Here is a 16,421-nt window from a genome sequence, read left to right as displayed (position 1 = left end):
GGTTCACTCGGGCACCGTGCTCCGCTGCGGATTCCGGAGCGTCTGCCGTGCGAGCGCCGCGATGAGGTCGGTCCGGGTCACGATGCCGACCAGCGTGTCCCCCGCCAGCACCGGAACCGCGTCGCATCCACTCTCGGCGAGCAGCGGCAGCAGGGCCCCCACCGGTGTGCCCGGGGTCGCGACCGCCGGTTCCGGTGACATCACGTCCGCGGCGCGCAATTCGATGTCGTCGGAACGCATCAACCGACGCACCAGGTGGATCTGGAACACCACCCCCGCGAACGTGCCCTCGCTCGAGATGACCGGCAGCGACGTGAAGCCGTATTCGTCGAAGAGGGCCGCTACGTCCCGCACCGGCGTCTCGGGATCCACGGTCACCAGGTCGCGGGACATGACGTCGGTCGCGTCGAGCGGACCCGCACGATGTCCGGCGGCCTGGAGCTCGGCAGCCCCGATCAGTCGCGCGAGATCGGCGACGCCGAGATTGAGCGACTGCTCGTACCGGTCGAGGATCGCGGTCAGCTCGTCCTCGTCGAGGCCGAGCCGTGCGGCCGGCGGGGGCGCGTCGTCGAACCTGCGGTACGGGTAACGCCGCCCGGTCAGGCGCGCGTACCCGGCGGCGAGGATCACCAGCAGGAGCGTGCCCGCGAGCACCGGCGCGAGCACGAACCGGAAGCCGAGCGAGTGGATCATCTCGGGACTGAGCGCCGCGGTCATCGCCACCGCACCGGCAGGCGGATGGACCGCGTGGCATCCGATCATCAGCGCCACGGACAACCCCACCGCAAGTGCCACCCGGAGCGCAGGCAGCGGAACGACGAGGGTCGCAGCCACTCCCACCGCCGCCGACACCACATTGCCGACCACCGCGGGCCACGGTTGCGCCAGCGGACTGTTCGGCGCGGCGAAGACGAGCACCGCGGTCGCCCCGAAGGGCGCGATCAGGAAGAGCCCGAGCCTCAGATCGACTCCGGACGCGACGAGCATCAGGCCGACGAGTCCGAGCGCGACCCCGGCGCCCGTGCCGGCCCGGATCGCCTCACGGACCGAGATACCCCCGGTCACCGGGCCGAAACCACGCACGGCTGCCGCGACCCTGCCCGCTGGGCGCACGTTCACTCTGCTCCTCCGAAGATCGCCGATTCGTCGGCGTCTCACGCTAGCCACGCAGGCGCGGCCGCTCGCCGGGACCCCTGTGCAGCCCAGGTGTTCAGTTTCTGGACACGGCGGCACGCCGGAACGGTGGGAGAAATAAGTGAGGTCGCATCTATGACCCAGATCACTTCAGGACCACACAAACGTCGCTTCGCCCGACCAGGAGGCCCCATGACCGCCGTCGCACCCGACACCACCCGTCACACCGCGCTGCACGAGCGTGTGCGCGATTTCATCTCCGCCGATCGTCCGATGCTGATCGGCGGCGAGTGGGTGTGGTCGGCCTCGGGTCGGACCTTCGAGACCATCGATCCCGCCACGGCACGCCCCCTCACTTCGGTGGCCCACGGCGACGCGGCCGACATCGATCGGGCGGTCCGAGCCGCGCGCCAGGCCTTCGACGACGGGCCGTGGACCCGGATGAAGCCGAACGAGCGCGAACGCCTGCTGTGGCGGGTGGGCGACATCCTCACCGAGCGCGCGGAGGAGTTCGGTCAGCTGGAGGCGCTCGACAACGGCAAGGCCGCCACCATCGCCGCCGCGGTCGACACCAACTGGTCCGCCGACATCTTCCGTTACAACGCGGGGCTCGCCACCAAGATCACCGGCTCCACGGTCGACGTCTCGATGCCGTTCGTACCCGGCGGCGAGTTCCACGCGTACACCCTGCGCGAGCCGGTCGGCGTGTGCGGCCTGATCGTGCCGTGGAACTTCCCACTGCTGATGGCCGCGTTCAAGCTGGCGCCCGCGCTGGCAGCCGGCAACACCGTCATCCTCAAGCCGGCCGAGCAGACCCCGCTCACGGCCCTCCTCCTCGGAGAGGTCTTCCAGGAGGCGGGCTTCCCACCGGGCGTGGTCAACATCGTCACCGGATACGGCGAGGCCGGAGCCGCACTGGCCGCCCACTCCGACGTCGACAAGATCGCCTTCACCGGTTCGACCGAGGTCGGCAAGAAGATCGTCGACGCCGCCAAGGGGAACCTCAAGAAGGTGTCGCTGGAACTGGGCGGCAAGAGCCCCAACATCGTCTTCGCCGATGCGGACTTCGAGAAGGCCGTGGCGGGATCGGTGGCGGCCTGGATGTTCAACCACGGCCAGTGCTGCGTCGCCGGGACACGTCTCTTCGTCGAGGCGCCGATCTTCGACGACTTCACCGCGGCCGTCGCCGAGGCGGCGTCGCAGGCGAAGATCGGACCCGGCTTGGACCCGACCACCGAACTCGGCCCGCTGGTCAGCCAGGAACAGTTCGATCGTGTCTCCGGGTACCTCTCCGCCGGCCTCGCCGACGGTGCGCGCGCACTCACCGGCGGAAAGCGTTGGGGTGACGAGGGTTTCTTCATCGAACCGACCGTCTTCGTCGACGTCGAGCCCAGCTTCTCGATCGTGCAGGAGGAGATCTTCGGCCCCGTCGTCGCCGCCATGCCGTTCGACGCGGACACCGGCGTCGCCGCCGCGGCCAACGACTCCATCTACGGTCTGGCAGCCGGCATCTGGACCACAGACCTGTCCAAGGCGCATCGGACGGCCCGGCAGATCAAGGCCGGTTCGGTGTGGGTCAACCAGTACAACGGCTTCGACACCGCCATGCCGTTCGGCGGATACAAGCAGTCGGGCTGGGGACGGGAGCTCGGGTCGTCGGCCATCGACCTCTACACCCAGACCAAGGCCGTCAACATCTCGCTCTGACCTCGGCCATATCCGTTCGCCCCGTCAACGCAAGGAGCACAACATCATGTCTCTCACCACCAAAGCCGCCGTCCTGACCGCACCCGGCAAGCCGTTCGAGATCGTCGAACTCGATCTCGACGAGCCCCGCGAAGGCGAGGTGCTGATCAAATACACCGCGGCCGGCCTGTGCCACTCCGACCTACACCTCACCGACGGCGATCTCCCGCCCCGCTACCCCATCGTCGGCGGCCACGAGGGCTCGGGGATCATCGAGGCGGTCGGCCCGGGCGTCACCAAGGTGAAGCCGGGCGACCACGTGGTCTGCAGCTTCATCCCGAACTGCGGCACCTGCCGCTACTGCTCCACCGGTCGACAGAACCTCTGCGACATGGGCGCCACCATCCTCGAAGGATCGATGCCCGACGGCACGTTCCGATTCCACGGCGGCGGTGACGATTTCGGCGCCATGTGCATGCTCGGCACGTTCGCCGAGCGTGCGACGATCTCTCAGCACTCGGTGGTCAAGGTCGACGAGTGGCTGCCCCTGGACAAGGCTGTGCTCGTCGGTTGCGGTGTGCCTTCCGGCTGGGGCACATCGGTGTACGCCGGTGGTGTGCGCGCCGGTGACACGGCGGTCATCTACGGCATCGGTGGGCTGGGCATCAACGCGGTGCAGGGCGCGGTGTCGGCGGGCGCGAAGTACGTCGTGGTCGTCGACCCGGTCGCACTCAAGCGGGACACGGCCCTCAAATTCGGTGCGACACATGCCTTCGCCGACGCCGCCGAGGCTGCGGAGAAGGTCAACGAGCTGACCTGGGGGCAGGGCGCCGACCAGGCTCTGATCCTCGTCGGCACGGTCGACGCGGAGGTCGTGGCGAACGCGACCGCCATTGTGGGCAAGGGCGGCACGGTCGTGATCACCGGCCTCGCCGACCCGACGAAGCTGACCGTGCAGGTCTCCGGAACCGACCTGACCCTGAACCAGAAGACGATCAAGGGCAGTCTGTTCGGTTCGGCCAACCCGCAGTACGACATCGTCAAACTGCTCCGCCTGTACGACGCAGGCCAACTCAAGCTCGACGAACTGGTCACGCAGACCTACACCCTCGATCAGGTCAACGAGGGATACCAGGATCTGCGAGACGGCAAGAACATCCGCGGGGTCATCATCCACGCGGAGTGAGAGACCAGGTCGGTTCGCCCGAGGTGCCGTCTCCCTCGGGCGAACCGGCCACCCACGTCGACTGGCGATTCTGCCGGGTCGCCGTGGGGACAGATGCTTGAATCACTGGTGTGACCGCAACCTGGTGGATTCGCCTGCTCCGCATCGCCTTCGCCGCGCTCGGGATCAGCGCGCTGGTCTATCAGGCGATGCTGGGCGACCCCGACACCGGTTTCACGCTCGCGAACTTCTTCAGTTACTTCACGGTGCTGAGCAACGTCTTCGCCGCGATCGTCCTGCTGGTCGGCGGCCTGCTCGCCCCCGGCACACCGGCATGGGAGTGGCTGCGCGGAGCGGCGACCACCTGCATGGTCATCACCGGGATCGTCTACGCGCTGTTGCTACAGAACATCGACGTCGACCTCACCGACGCCTGGGTGAACGACGTGCTGCACCGCTTCATGCCTCTGGTGATGCTCGTGGACTGGATCGCGGTCCGGGCGCGCCGACTTCCCGAGCGGGCGTGGTTGACCTGGCTCGCGATCCCGTTCGTGTACGGCGTCTACACCTTGATCCGCGGACCGTTCGTGGACTGGTATCCGTACCCGTTCATCGATCCGCGCGGGCAGGGCTATGTGTCGATGACGATCTCGCTCGTCGTCGTGTTCGTCGGAATGACCTTCATGTCGGCCGGCGTGTACTGGGCGGGCACGCGTGGACGTCGTCCCGGACAGGTCGAACCCGAACGCCCAGACCCCGAACGCCCAGACCCCGAACGCCCAGACCCCGAACGCGTTTAGTCCGAGTTCGGCTGGTCCGCCGCTTCGCTCCCGAGCGCGGCGACGAGTTGCGCCGACCATGTGTCGACGACCAGCGCCCGCCGGGCCGAGTCGTCGGACAGCGTGTCCGCCAGACCGAGTCCGCGCGCCATGTCGAGCGTCGCCTGCACCAACCGGTAGCCGGTCTCGTCGTCCGGGGACACCCCCATCGCGGCCATCGTCCGCTGATGGGCCGCCCGCGCGAACTTCGCCTCGAGGGGCAGGATGAGTCCCCGCAGGGCGGGATCGGAAGCCGCGGCGGCCCACACCTGCAGTGCGGCTTTGAATTCGGTTCCGGTGTAGACATCCACGGCCCGGGCGACAGCCCGGATGACCCTGGCCGAGGTCACCCCGTCGGCCGGGTCCGGTGATGCGCTCGGCTCCCCGCCGGCAGCACGCGTCATGTCCTCGAAGACCTGCTCGAGCGCTGCGGTGATGAGGGCCTCGCGGGTCGGGAAGTGATGTTGCGCCGCGCCGCGGGACACCCCGGCCCGTTCGGCGACCGCGGCCACGGTAGCGGCGGCCCAGCCGTCTGCGGCCAATGCATCGACCGTCGCCCGCAGCAGGCGCTCGCGGGTGAGCCGCGAGCGTTCCTGTTGCGGTGAGCGGACATTCGCCGACGACGTGGTCATGGCCTCAGTACGACTTCGGCAGTCCGAGGCTGGTCTGCGCGACGAAGTTGAGGATCATCTCCCGGCTCACCGGTGCGATGCGGGCGATCCGGGCGAGGCTCAGCATCGGCGCCAGCCCGTACTCGGTGGTCAGGCCGTTGCCGCCCAATGAATGCACAGCCTGGTCGACGACCTTCACACAGGCCTCGGCGGCTGCGTACTTCGCCATGTTGGCCGGTTCGGCGGCGCCCCAGTCGTCTCCGGCGTCGTACAGCGTCGCGGCCTTCTGCATCATCAGCTTTGCCATCTCGAGTTCGACCTTGCCCTGCGCCAGCGGATGCGCGATCGCCTGGTGCGCACCGATCGGCGTCTTCCACACCGTGCGTTCCTTCACGTACGACACCGCCTTGTCGAGCGCGAAGCGGCCCATCCCGACGGCCGACGCCGCGGCCATGATCCGCTCCGGATTGAGTCCCGCGAAGAGCTGACTCAGCGCCGCGTCCTCGGAGCCCACGAGCGCATCGGACGGCAGGCGCACGTCATCGAGGAAGAGCTGGAACTGCTTCTCGGGGTTCTGCAGTTCCATGTCGATCATGGTGTACGAGAAGTTCTCGGCGTCGGTGGGCACGATGAAGAGCGCGGGTTTGAGGTTGCCGGTCTTGGCATCTTCGGTGCGTGCGACGATCAGCACCGCCTGCGCCTGGTCGACGCCGGAGATGTAGACCTTCTGGCCGGTGAGCAGCCAGTCCGAACCGTCACGACGCGCAGTCGTGGTGATCTGGTGGGAATTGGAGCCGGCGTCGGGTTCGGTGATCCCGAAGGCCATGGTGATCGAACCGTCGGCCAGACCCGGCAGCCACCGCTGCTTCTGTTCGTCGATGCCGAAACGGGCGATCACGTTGCCGCAGATCGCCGGTGAGACGACGAGCATCAGAAGTCCGGTGCCCGACGCGGCGATCTCCTCCATCACGATCGCGAGCTCGTACATCCCGGCACCGCCACCGCCGTACTCCTCGGGGAGATTGACGCCGATGAAGCCGAGCTTGCCGGCCTCGGACCACAACTCGTCGGTCTTACGGCCGGTGCGCGCACATTCGCGGAAGTACTCCTGCCCGTACTTCGCCGCCAGTCCGGCGACCGCGGCGCGCAGTTCGGCGCGTTCGGTGGTCTCCACGAAAGGGTTGGTGTCCACGGTCATCTCGATGCTCCTCGTTCAGTGGTCGATTGGTTCGTCGGCGGGCGTTTCGGCGGCTGGTCAGGCCTGGTAGCCGAGCCGCTTGGCGGCCAAGCCGTTGAGGATCTCGGTGGTACCGCCGCCGATTCCGATGATGCGCATGTCGCGGTACTGCCGTTCGACCTCGGTGCCGGTCATGTAACCGAGGCCACCGTGCAGCTGAACGGCCTTGTTGGCCACCCACTCCCCCGCCTCGACCGCGGTGTTCTTGGCGAAGCACACCTCGGCGATGAGGTCGTCGGTGGAGCTGACCTTGCGTTCTACGAGGGCCCGCGTATAGGTCCGCGCGATGTCGACGCGACGAGCCATCTCGATCAGCGTGTCCTGCACCGACTGTCGGGCGATGATCGGCTTGCCGAAGGTCTCGCGATCGCGCGCCCATTGCAGGGTGAGGTCGAGACACCGTTGCGCGCTGGCGTAGGCCTGCACCGCGAGGCCGGATCGTTCGGTGACGAAAGCGGTGGCGATCTGGGCGAAGCCGGAATTCTCGGCTCCGACGAGATTGGTGCGGGGCACCCGGGCATCGACGAAGGACAGTTCGGCGGTATCGGAGCTGCGCCAACCCATCTTGTCCAGCTTTCGGGTGACGGAGAAGCCGGGTGTGCCCTTCTCGACGACCAACAGTGAGACCCCGGCGGCGCCCGGTCCGCCGGTGCGGACGGCGACGACGACGAAATCGGCACGGACCGCGGAGGTGATGTAGGTCTTCGACCCGTTGACGACATAGTCGTCTCCGTCAAGCACTGCCTTGGTCGTGAGGTGGCCGACATCGCTGCCCCCGCCCGGTTCGGTGATCGCCAGGCTCCCGATCTTCTCGCCCGCCAGCGTGGGACGCACCCAGCGGTCGATCTGGTCGGGGTCACCGGCCGCGATCAGATGCGGCAGGGCGATGCCGTGGGTGAACAGCGACGCGAAGACGCCCCCGGCCGCACCCGCATAGTGCAGCTCCTCACCGAGGATTGTGCTGTCGATCAGGTCGCCGCCGGAGCCGCCGACGTCCTCGGGGACCCCGAGCCCGAACAGACCGAGTTTGGCTGCCTCGACGTGCAGTTCACGCGGGATCGCCCCCTCCCGCTCCCAGTCGTCCTGGTACGGGAGGATGTGCTTGTCGACGAACCGCCGCACAGTGGAACGCAATTCGAGACGTTCCGGTGTCTCCCAGATCGGGCTGGCGATGGGCATCGTGTTCTCCTGTCGGGACTGCTGTGATCGGGACTGCTGGAGATCGGGCGATTCGACGACGATCGGTGGCGCCGGGGGGGGTCGGGGCGTCTCAGCTCGCCCGCGGCGCGCGGCCCGGACCGGGTGGCCCCGCGAAACACTGTGCGATGCCCGACCATTCGGCGGCGTCGGAACCGACGAGTTCGAGGTTCAGGTCGGCGAGTGCACGTCGCTGCGTCACGAGGAGGCAGAAGTCGAGCGCAGGCCCGCGCACACTGTTCGACGCCTCCGCCGGCCCCCAGGTCCAGAGCTCGCCCGAGGGCGCGGTGAGCGCGTAGTGGAACGGCTCGGTCGGCGGCGTGCGACCGTTCACCGCATACGCGAAGTCGCGTGTGCGTACGCCGATGTGGACGACGCCGCGGATCCGATCGGTGGGCGGCAGCGAGGTGCCGAGGGCGTCGGCGACGTCGAGACCGTGTGCCCAGGTCTCCATGAGTCGCGCGGTGGCCATCGACGCCGCAGACATCGGCGGGCCGAACCACGGGATCTTGACGCCGGCCGGAACCTCGCGCAGGGCGTCGGCGAGACGCTCGCGCGCAGCCCGCCATCCGGCGAGTATCTCCCCGGCCGGTGCGGCCGCGCCGGCCTCTGCGGCGTCGTCGACGTAGGTCTCCGGACTGTTCCCCGCCGCCTCGCCGAGGAGTTGGGCGAACCGGTCGGGGTCGGTGGCCGCGATCGCGGCGACCTCGTCGGTCCACGCGAGATGCGCGATCTGGTGGGCGATCGTCCATCCCGGCGCAGGTGTCGGAGTGGCCCAGCCTGCGTCATCGAGACCGGCGACCAGGGCATCGAGTTGGGCGGATTCGGCCTGCAGATCGGCGACGACGCCGACCACGGCTGGTTGTCCCTCGGGCATGCGATCACCCTCACACACGTCCACAGAAGAATCAAGCGTGCTTGATTGTTTTGGCGGCGCGGGCACCGACCGCGGCCCTCAGCGCGGCCGGGTCGGTCAGCGGTAGTGGACGTCGACCGTCGCGCGGCTCAACAAGACGTCGTCGTAGGAGGTCATCGTCGCCTCGAACGACGAGATACGGCGACCCAGCTTGATCGGCGTCACCTCGACCGTCACCTCGCTGCCGTCCACCGCCGGTGAGCGGTAGAAGCCGATCGCCATGTCGCCGATGGAATACTCCTGCCCGGCACCGGCGTGGAGATGCCCGGCGAACGACGCGGCCTGACCGACGATCGTGGCGATGACGCCGCCGTGCATGGTGCCGAACACGTTGCCCATCCAGGGTTCGGTGGCACTTCGGAAGCGGATACCGGCCTCACGGTCGGTGGCACCGTCGATCACCTCGACACGGCCGTTGAGCATGTCGGTGAGCGGGCCGGGTTCACGCATCTTCGACGCGATCTCGTCGACCACGTCACGCCCCGACAACGTGGCCGGTATCGGCTCGGGCAGGGCCGACTCGTCGTCGGCGCACCGCGGCGCCGCCTGCGCGATCTCGGCGGACGGGGTGGCACCGGTCGGGGCACGACCGACGCGGACATTGCGCGCGGTCCCGACACAGCACAGGTCCCCGTCACCGGTGCGGATCTCGACCGACGTGGACCCCCAATCGTCGTCGTGCATGACCGCCTCGGCGCGCGCCGTGAGCACGTCGCCCACCCGTGCGCGGCCGTGGGTGGACATCGCCAGACGTGCCTGCAGGGTCGCTGCCGCGGGGTCGTGCACACGATGGAACGGGATGCCGCCGCAGTTGTCGAACAGCACGGCGAGCGCCGGCAGTTCGATGAGGCCGCGATGATCCGCGAAGCGGGGGCACAGGCGCTGTGAGGCGAGCACGCCCGAATCCGACACCGAGATGACACCGAAGTGAAAAGCGGACTGGGGATCATGCGGCGTACTCATGAAATCCCTTCTATCAGCCATATGCGGCCGATCTCACGTTGGAGAGTCCAATCTCACTCCCGTACTCTGGGCCCGTACGTGTCCAGAGTGACGGGAGAGACAGATGCGACGCAAGGCTGTGGCAACCATCGGGGCGATCGCGGCCGTGGGAGCGTTCGGGGCGGGAGCAGGCACCGCCTTCGCCGCACCCGCTGAGCGGGCCCTCAGCGTGGAACAGGTCCCCAACGCCGGCGTCACCGTCGGCGCCAATGGCGTCACCGGCGGATTCGTGGCGAGCATTCTCGCCTCGGCAACCGGGCCCGGGGTCACCCAGATCGCACTCAACACCACCCCGACCGAAGCATGCGCCACCAACCTGAAGGACGCACGCGTCGGGATCACCTGGCGCAACACGTCGACCGGGACGTCCGGAGACGAGGTCTTCGCGGCGTGCACCGACGGACGCCCGTCGAACGGCGTCGCCGTGACGACCGGGGCGGGAGCGGTCGAGTTCACCACGACAATCCTCGGCAAGGCCGACCAGACCTTCACTGTCGTGCCGGGTAGCGGGTCGTTCACGCGCTGACCCTCGGCGTCCATCTCGGCGAGCCGGGAGTCAGGGGAACAGTGCGGCCCCGCGGCGCCGCAGTAGACAATTTTTCAAATCTGTACACACGTGGGGTGAACACGTTCTAGATTTGCCGCATGGCCGAGACAGTCACCCAACTCCTGCAGGCACGCGCCGACGACGACAACCTCGCGATCACCTACGAGGGACGCCAATGGACGTGGCGCGAATACATACGTGACGCCGAGCGCGCGGCGTCGGCGATCCTCGGTGTTGCCGACACCGAGCGTCCGCTTCATGTGGGCGCGCTGCTCGGGAACACCCCCGACATGCTGATCGCGCTCGCCGCCGGCGCTCTCGGCGGTTACGTGACGGCGGGGATCAACAACACCCGCCGCGGAGAGGGTCTCGCCGCCGACATCCTGCGCGCGGACTGTCAGATCCTCCTCACCGACGCCGAGCACCGACCCCTCCTCGACGGTCTGGCGCTTCCCGGCGTGACGGTGCTGGACACCTCCACGCCGGAGTGGGCGAAGATGCTCTCGGACGCAGGCGAACTGACACCTCACTCGGTGCCCGAGGCGATGGACACGTTCATGCTCATCTTCACCTCGGGGACCAGCGGCAACCCCAAACCCGTCCAGTTCGCACACTTGATGATGCCCTTCGCGGGTCCGGTGCTCGCCGACAAATACGACATCGGCCCCGGCGACGTGTGTTACCTCTCGATGCCGCTGTTCCACAGCGCCGCGCTCATGGGCGGCTACTGCGTCGCGCTCTGCGGTGGCGCCGCGATCGCCCCCGCCAAGTTCTCGGCGTCGACCTTCCTCGCCGACATCCGTCGCTACAACGCGACATACATGAACTATGTCGGCAAGCCCCTGGCCTACATCCTGGCCACCGAAGAAAGGCCTGACGACGCCGACAACCCGCTCCGGGTGGCGTTCGGCAACGAAGCCACCGACCGCGACATCGATGACTTCTCCCGCCGCTTCGGTTGCACGGTCTGGGATGGGTTCGGCTCGACGGAACTCGCGATCATCATCACCCGCGAGCCCGGCACCCCACCCGGTTCCATCGGCAAGGGGTTCCCGAACGTCGCCGTGTACAACTCGTCGACGTTGACCGAATGCCCGCGCGCCGAATTCGACGCGAACGGAGCACTTCTCAACGCCGACGACGCCATCGGGGAGTTGGTGAACGTCGAAGGCGGGGGGATGTTCATGGGTTATTACAACGACTCCGACGCCACGAGCGAGCGTCTCCGGCACGGAAAGTACTGGTCGGGCGATCTGGCCTACAAGGACGCCGACGACTGGATCTACCTGGCCGGCCGGACCGGCGACTGGATGCGGGTCGACGGCGAGAATCTCGCTGCCGGGCCGATCGAACGCGTCCTGCTGCGCGTTCCGGAGATCAATCGCGTTGCCGTCTACGCCGTTCCGGACGCCCACGTCGGCGACGCGGTGATGGCCGCCGTAGTCCTGCAGGACGGCGTCGAGCTCACACCGGAGTCCTTCGCTGAGCAGCTCGCCGATCAACCGGACCTGTCACCCAAGGCGTGGCCGACCTACGTCCGGATCGAGGACGACCTGCCCACGACCGCGACGAACAAGATCCTCAAGCGCACGCTCAAGACAGAAGGCGCGACGCCCGGATCGGGTCGTCTCTGGGTGCGCGAGGCCCGGTCCCGCGTGTACCGGCAAGCGGTGACCGCACAGCCATGACGTCGGCCGCGGCAACGGCTCAGTCTCCGGATTCGTCTGCACAACAGACGCTTCCGGAGATCGGCTACTACGCACTCTCACGACATCCGGTCGATCCCGCCGAACTGGCCGACGAGGCACGGTTGGCCGACCACGAGGGTTTCGGCGCCGCATTCGTCTCGGAGCGTTTCAACGTCAAGGACGCCGCCGTGCTCGCGGGCGGTCTCGCCGCGGCGACCCGGCGTATGGGCATCGCCACGGCGGCGACCAATCACAACACCCGTCATCCCATCATCACCGCGTCGATGGCCGCCACGTTGTCGGCCATGACGGGTGGTCGGTTCGCGCTCGGCCTCGGACGCGGATTCGCAGCGCAGTGGCAGGTCCTCGGTGTCCCCGATGTCACCGCAGCACAACTCACCGACGCCGCTGCGGTGCTGCGCACCCTCTGGCGCGGCGAGATGATCCTCGGGCACGACGGCCCGCTCGGCACCTACGACTACCTCAACCTCGGCGTCGCCGTCCCACCGGTTCCCATCCTGCTGGTGACCATGTCGCCCAACACCTTGCGTCTCGCCGGACGGATCGCCGACGGGGTCGTCTTGCACACGTTCTTCTCCGACGCCGCGACCACCACTGCGGTCGAGACGGTGCGGGCGGCAGCCGCCGAAGCGGGCCGGGACCCCGCGTCGGTGCGCATCTGGTCCGTGCTCGCCACCGTCCCCGACGACCTCGACGAGGACGATCGCCTGCGCCGCCTGTACGGGCGGCTCGCGACCTACCTACAGGGGTATCCCGACGTCCTGATGCGCGCCAACGGATGGCGTCAGGGTGACCTCGATCAGATCCGGGAGACCTCCGCTTTCGCCGACGCCCGCGGACCGATCGACGCCACCGCCACCGCCGACGAACTGGCCCGTCTCGCCGAGGTCATTCCGGCGTCCTGGGTCGCCGACAGCGCGGTCGGGAGTGCCGATCGGTGTGCCGCGGCCGTGAAGCGCCAGTTCGACCTGGGTGTCGACTCGGTCATCATGCACGGAGCCGCGCCGTCGGAATTGATGGGAGTGCTCAACGCGTACCGTTCGATCCGGCCCACCCCGCGGTTGTTTCCCGCCAACCCGGGATCGGTTGCGGTGTAGATCGATTCGAACTGCCCTCAGTCGGGAACGCCCGGTGGTACCGAGTTGAGCAGGGCACCCGCCTCCACCCGGAGTTGCTGGCCGGTCACATAGCGCGCCGCATCGGACACCAGATAGAGGACGGCCTCGGTGACATCCTCGGGCGCGAGCAGATCCACCGGCATCGCGTGCAGCGACGCGAAGACATCCTTGACGTCTTCGTAGGCCGGCTTCTCCAGATCGGGCCGGAACAACCGGTAGATCTCGTCGTGATGCACCATCGCGGTGTCGACGTTCCCGGGGTGAATCGCATTGACGCGGATGCCTTTCGGCGCCAGGTGCCGTGCGAGGTCGTTGACGAGCCGCGCGACGGCTCGTTTCGAATGGCCGTACCCGCCGGCACCCGGACCCGCCTGCGCGGACTCGAACGACGGCATGAATGCCGCCATCGATCCGATGCAGACGATCGACGCACCGGCCTCGAGATGAGGCAACGACAACTCGAGGGTGTTTATCACTCCACCGAGGTTGACCGCCACGGTGTTCAGCCACGTGACCGAGGGACTCTCGGGACCGAGTGGGCTGATCCCCGCGTTGGCCACGACGATGTCGAGCCGGCCGAACTGCGCCACCGCGTCGTCGATCGCGGCCTGCAGCGCATCCCGACTGCGGACGTCGGCGATCGTCGCGATCACCCTGCGGTCCAATGCATCGACCATCTTGGCGGTCTGCTGCAGGTCGTCCGGGGTGCTCATCGCATAATTGACCGTGGTGATCTGATCACAGATGTCGATCGCGATGATGTCGGCGCCCTGTTCGGCCATGCGCACCGCATGGCTGCGACCCTGGCCACGCGCGGCGCCCGTCACGAGGGCGACCTTTCCGTCGAGTCTGGTACTCACTCGCACTCCCCTTCTCCCGGCGACCACGAGTCGCGTCTCCGCGTCTCCGCGTCTCCAGCGCAGCCTAGTCGAGGGTGATCCTTCATGTGGCGGAATGGATTTGCTGGCGTACGCACCACCGGGCGCAGGCACTCGCCGCCGGATCGGGAACCGGACGACGTCCCTGGACACCAGTCCATTTCCTGGGTAGTGTCGCGACCAGCGGCCAGGGTGAGCCCGGTCACATCGGCCGCATCGCTGAACCGAAAGGGCGTGACCGTGCCGGAGACCGTCGGAATCCCCACCTGCGTCGACGAACTCACCCCCGCGTGGTTGACCGCGTTCCTCGCCGGCAACGGTCACGACGTCCGCATCGAGTCGGTCGGGACCGAACCGGTTGGCACCGGTCAGATGGCCGGCTCCTATCGCTTGCATCTCACGTACGAGACGCCGGCGGCGTTGCCGGACACCGTCATCGCGAAACTCGCCACCGGAACACCCGACCAGCGTGAGTTCGGATCCGGAGTATTCCGCAACGAGGTGCGCTTCTACCGCGACCTCGCCTCCTCCTTCACGGTGCCGATGCCCTCTTGCTTCGGCGCGACCATCTCCGACCTCGGCACCGAGTTCGTTCTCCTGCTCGAGGACATGGGCGCGGCCGTGCAGGGCGACCAGATCGCGGGCTGCTCTCCCGCACAGGCCGAGTCGGTGTCCGTCGCGGCTGCGGGTCTGCACGCTCCCCGGTGGAACGATCCGACCCTCTTGGCGGACATGCCATTGCCCACCGACGCCGACCGCGAGGTGATGGAATCGATCCTCGCCCCGATGGCCGACGTCTACCGCGAACGTTTCTCTCCCGACGACCGGTCGTCGGCAGCTGTCGACTGGCTGGTCCGCGAAGCAGGCGAGTGGCTGGTGGCCCCGTTGGACAACGCCACCCTGATCCATGGCGACCTCCGTGTCGACAACGTCCTGTTCGGCCCGTCCGGGGAGGTCACGGTGATCGACTGGCAGACGATCACCACCGGTAACCCGCTGCGTGACATCGCTTTCCTCCTCAGCACCAGTCTGAGCATCGACGATCGGCGTCGGCACGAACGCGGCATCGTCGCCTCGTATCATCGGGCGCTGGTCACCGCGGGCGTCAGCGGATACACGCTCGACGAATGCTGGAACGACTACGTCGGAAATCTCATCCAGGCGCCGCTGATCATCGTGTTCGGCTCTGCCGCGGCACAGCCCACCGAGCGGGGCAATGCGATGTTCGACGCGATGCTGTCGCGCAGTGCAGCGGCGATCGACGATCTCACACCCGGAGGTCTCTGACCCTTGTCAGCACTTGTCATCGGCGGCAACGGGTTCCTCGGTTCCCGTCTCGTGCGGCAACTGGTGGACTCGGGCGAACAGGTTCGAGTACTGACCCGACCCACCAGTGACCTCCGCACTCTGGCCGGGCTCGGCGTCGAACACGTGACGGGCGACCTCTTCGACGCCGACGCGGTGGGGCGCGCAATGGCCGGCTGCGACGTGGTGTTCCATTGTGCGGTCGACACGCGAGCTTGGCTTCGCGATCCCGCACCGCTGTACCGGACGAATGTCGAGGCCCTGCGCTCGGTGCTCGACGCCGCGGCCCGGATGCCACTGCGAAAGTTCGTCTTCACCAGCACCGCCGCCACCATCGGGCGCGTGGACGGCCGTCGCGCAAGCGAGGACGACGTGTTCAACTGGGCCGAGCGGGCTCCGGAGTACGTGAAAAGCCGTGTGGCCGCCGAGGATCTGGTGCTCAGTCGCGCCCAGGACGGCGCGGTGCCCGCCGTCGCGATGTGTGTCGCAAACACCTACGGCCCCGGCGACTGGCAGCCCACCCCACACGGTGCGTTCGTCGCCGGCGCGGCGTTGGGCAAGTTGCCGTTCACCATTCGGGGCTGCCGCGCCGAGTCCGTCGGCATCGACGACGCCGCGCGCGCTCTCCTGCTCGCCGCCGATCGCGGCGAGGTCGGCGAACGCTACATCGTCTCCGAGAGATCCATCGACACCGGCGAGATCGTGTCCATCGCCGCCGCGACCGCAGAGCGGCCACCCCCGCGTCTGGTCCTCAACCGCGCCGCGCTGTACACCTTCGGAGCAGTGGGGTCCGCGCGGGCAGCGCTGACCCGGAAGCCGGTGCAGTTGACGATCCCGTCAGTCCGGTTGATGCACTTCATGTCCGAGATGGATCACGGCAAGGCCGAACGCGACCTCGACTGGCATCCACGTCCGGTCACCGAGGCCATCGCCGACGGTGCGCGCTTCTGGCTCGAGCGTCGCGCCGCGCGCGGCAGGCCTATCGGTCCCCCGGCTTCCTAGCCAGGAGCGAAGCGAGCCTCTGCTCCCTGAGGTGCGAGCGAAGCGAGCCTTTGCTCCCTGAGGTGCGAGCGAAGCGAGCCTTTGCTCCCTGAGGTG

At 67.9% G+C, this 16,421-nt stretch carries 15 protein-coding genes; 8 read left to right on the top strand and 7 right to left on the bottom strand.

Annotation, left to right across the window (positions count from 1 at the left end):
• Nucleotides 1-3: 3 nt before the first annotated feature.
• On the bottom strand, nucleotides 4-1,119 hold the full coding sequence (locus ACFW3F_RS11885; protein ID WP_388057489.1) for an HPP family protein: 1,116 nt from the start codon (nucleotides 1,117-1,119) through the stop codon (nucleotides 4-6).
• Nucleotides 1,120-1,326: 207 nt separating this feature from the next.
• Between ACFW3F_RS11885 and ACFW3F_RS11880 the strand changes: the two genes are divergently transcribed.
• The 3 genes from ACFW3F_RS11880 (at nucleotide 1,327) to ACFW3F_RS11870 (ending at nucleotide 4,785) form a co-directional block, all read left to right on the top strand.
• On the top strand, nucleotides 1,327-2,841 hold the full coding sequence (locus ACFW3F_RS11880) for an aldehyde dehydrogenase family protein (RefSeq protein ID WP_388057487.1): 1,515 nt from the start codon (nucleotides 1,327-1,329) through the stop codon (nucleotides 2,839-2,841).
• Nucleotides 2,842-2,887: 46 nt separating this feature from the next.
• On the top strand, nucleotides 2,888-4,006 hold the full coding sequence (locus tag ACFW3F_RS11875) for an NDMA-dependent alcohol dehydrogenase (RefSeq protein ID WP_388057485.1): 1,119 nt from the start codon (nucleotides 2,888-2,890) through the stop codon (nucleotides 4,004-4,006).
• Between the two features lie 110 nt (nucleotides 4,007-4,116).
• Entirely contained in the window at nucleotides 4,117-4,785 is a 669-nt protein-coding gene (locus tag ACFW3F_RS11870; protein WP_388057483.1) for a Pr6Pr family membrane protein, read from the top strand.
• Here the strand turns inward: ACFW3F_RS11870 and ACFW3F_RS11865 are convergent.
• The 5 genes from ACFW3F_RS11865 to ACFW3F_RS11845 form a co-directional block, all read right to left on the bottom strand.
• Nucleotides 4,782-5,435, bottom strand: a complete 654-nt coding sequence (locus tag ACFW3F_RS11865) for a TetR family transcriptional regulator (protein WP_388057481.1) — start codon at nucleotides 5,433-5,435, stop codon at nucleotides 4,782-4,784. The two genes, ACFW3F_RS11870 and ACFW3F_RS11865, sit on opposite strands and share 4 nt — an antisense overlap.
• 4 nt (nucleotides 5,436-5,439) lie before the next feature.
• Nucleotides 5,440-6,612 carry an acyl-CoA dehydrogenase family protein gene (locus ACFW3F_RS11860; RefSeq protein ID WP_388057479.1) on the bottom strand — a complete coding sequence of 391 codons (1,173 nt, stop codon included), beginning with the start codon at nucleotides 6,610-6,612 and terminating at the stop codon, nucleotides 5,440-5,442.
• 57 nt (nucleotides 6,613-6,669) lie between these two features.
• The gene (locus ACFW3F_RS11855; protein WP_388057477.1) at nucleotides 6,670-7,830 is read right to left on the bottom strand and encodes an acyl-CoA dehydrogenase family protein; all 1,161 of its coding nucleotides are present in this window, start codon (nucleotides 7,828-7,830) and stop codon (nucleotides 6,670-6,672) included.
• 91 nt (nucleotides 7,831-7,921) lie between these two features.
• On the bottom strand, nucleotides 7,922-8,725 hold the full coding sequence (locus ACFW3F_RS11850; RefSeq protein WP_388057475.1) for a TIGR03084 family metal-binding protein: 804 nt from the start codon (nucleotides 8,723-8,725) through the stop codon (nucleotides 7,922-7,924).
• Between the two features lie 96 nt (nucleotides 8,726-8,821).
• The gene (locus tag ACFW3F_RS11845) at nucleotides 8,822-9,727 is read right to left on the bottom strand and encodes a hotdog domain-containing protein (protein WP_388057473.1); all 906 of its coding nucleotides are present in this window, start codon (nucleotides 9,725-9,727) and stop codon (nucleotides 8,822-8,824) included.
• A 103-nt stretch (nucleotides 9,728-9,830) separates the two neighbouring features.
• Between ACFW3F_RS11845 and ACFW3F_RS11840 the strand changes: the two genes are divergently transcribed.
• The 3 genes from ACFW3F_RS11840 (at nucleotide 9,831) to ACFW3F_RS11830 (ending at nucleotide 13,119) form a co-directional block, all read left to right on the top strand.
• Complete coding sequence (locus ACFW3F_RS11840) at nucleotides 9,831-10,292, top strand: hypothetical protein (RefSeq protein WP_388057471.1); 462 nt, start codon at nucleotides 9,831-9,833, stop codon at nucleotides 10,290-10,292.
• 119 nt (nucleotides 10,293-10,411) lie between these two features.
• Nucleotides 10,412-12,001 carry a fatty-acid--CoA ligase FadD1 gene (fadD1, locus tag ACFW3F_RS11835; RefSeq protein ID WP_388057469.1) on the top strand — a complete coding sequence of 530 codons (1,590 nt, stop codon included), beginning with the start codon at nucleotides 10,412-10,414 and terminating at the stop codon, nucleotides 11,999-12,001.
• A complete protein-coding gene (locus ACFW3F_RS11830; RefSeq protein ID WP_388057467.1) occupies nucleotides 11,998-13,119 on the top strand; it encodes a TIGR03857 family LLM class F420-dependent oxidoreductase in 1,122 nt (373 codons plus the stop codon). Before fadD1 ends, ACFW3F_RS11830 begins: the two co-directional genes overlap by 4 nt.
• Before the next feature lie 17 nt (nucleotides 13,120-13,136).
• Here the strand turns inward: ACFW3F_RS11830 and ACFW3F_RS11825 are convergent, their stop codons facing one another.
• Complete coding sequence (locus tag ACFW3F_RS11825; protein ID WP_388057465.1) at nucleotides 13,137-14,000, bottom strand: mycofactocin-coupled SDR family oxidoreductase; 864 nt, start codon at nucleotides 13,998-14,000, stop codon at nucleotides 13,137-13,139.
• Between the two features lie 258 nt (nucleotides 14,001-14,258).
• Between ACFW3F_RS11825 and ACFW3F_RS11820 the strand changes: the two genes are divergently transcribed.
• Together ACFW3F_RS11820 and ACFW3F_RS11815 are read left to right on the top strand one after the other, a co-directional pair.
• Entirely contained in the window at nucleotides 14,259-15,305 is a 1,047-nt protein-coding gene (locus tag ACFW3F_RS11820; RefSeq protein WP_388057598.1) for a phosphotransferase, read from the top strand.
• Nucleotides 15,306-15,308: 3 nt separating this feature from the next.
• Nucleotides 15,309-16,325, top strand: a complete 1,017-nt coding sequence (locus tag ACFW3F_RS11815; RefSeq protein ID WP_388057463.1) for an NAD-dependent epimerase/dehydratase family protein — start codon at nucleotides 15,309-15,311, stop codon at nucleotides 16,323-16,325.
• Nucleotides 16,326-16,421: the final 96 nt, after the last annotated feature.

Source organism: Gordonia sp. NPDC058843 (assembly GCF_042743165.1).
Lineage (GTDB): Bacteria > Actinomycetota > Actinomycetes > Mycobacteriales > Mycobacteriaceae > Gordonia.
Note: the sequence above shows the minus strand (reverse complement) of the source record. Positions and strands in the feature narration are given on the sequence as shown.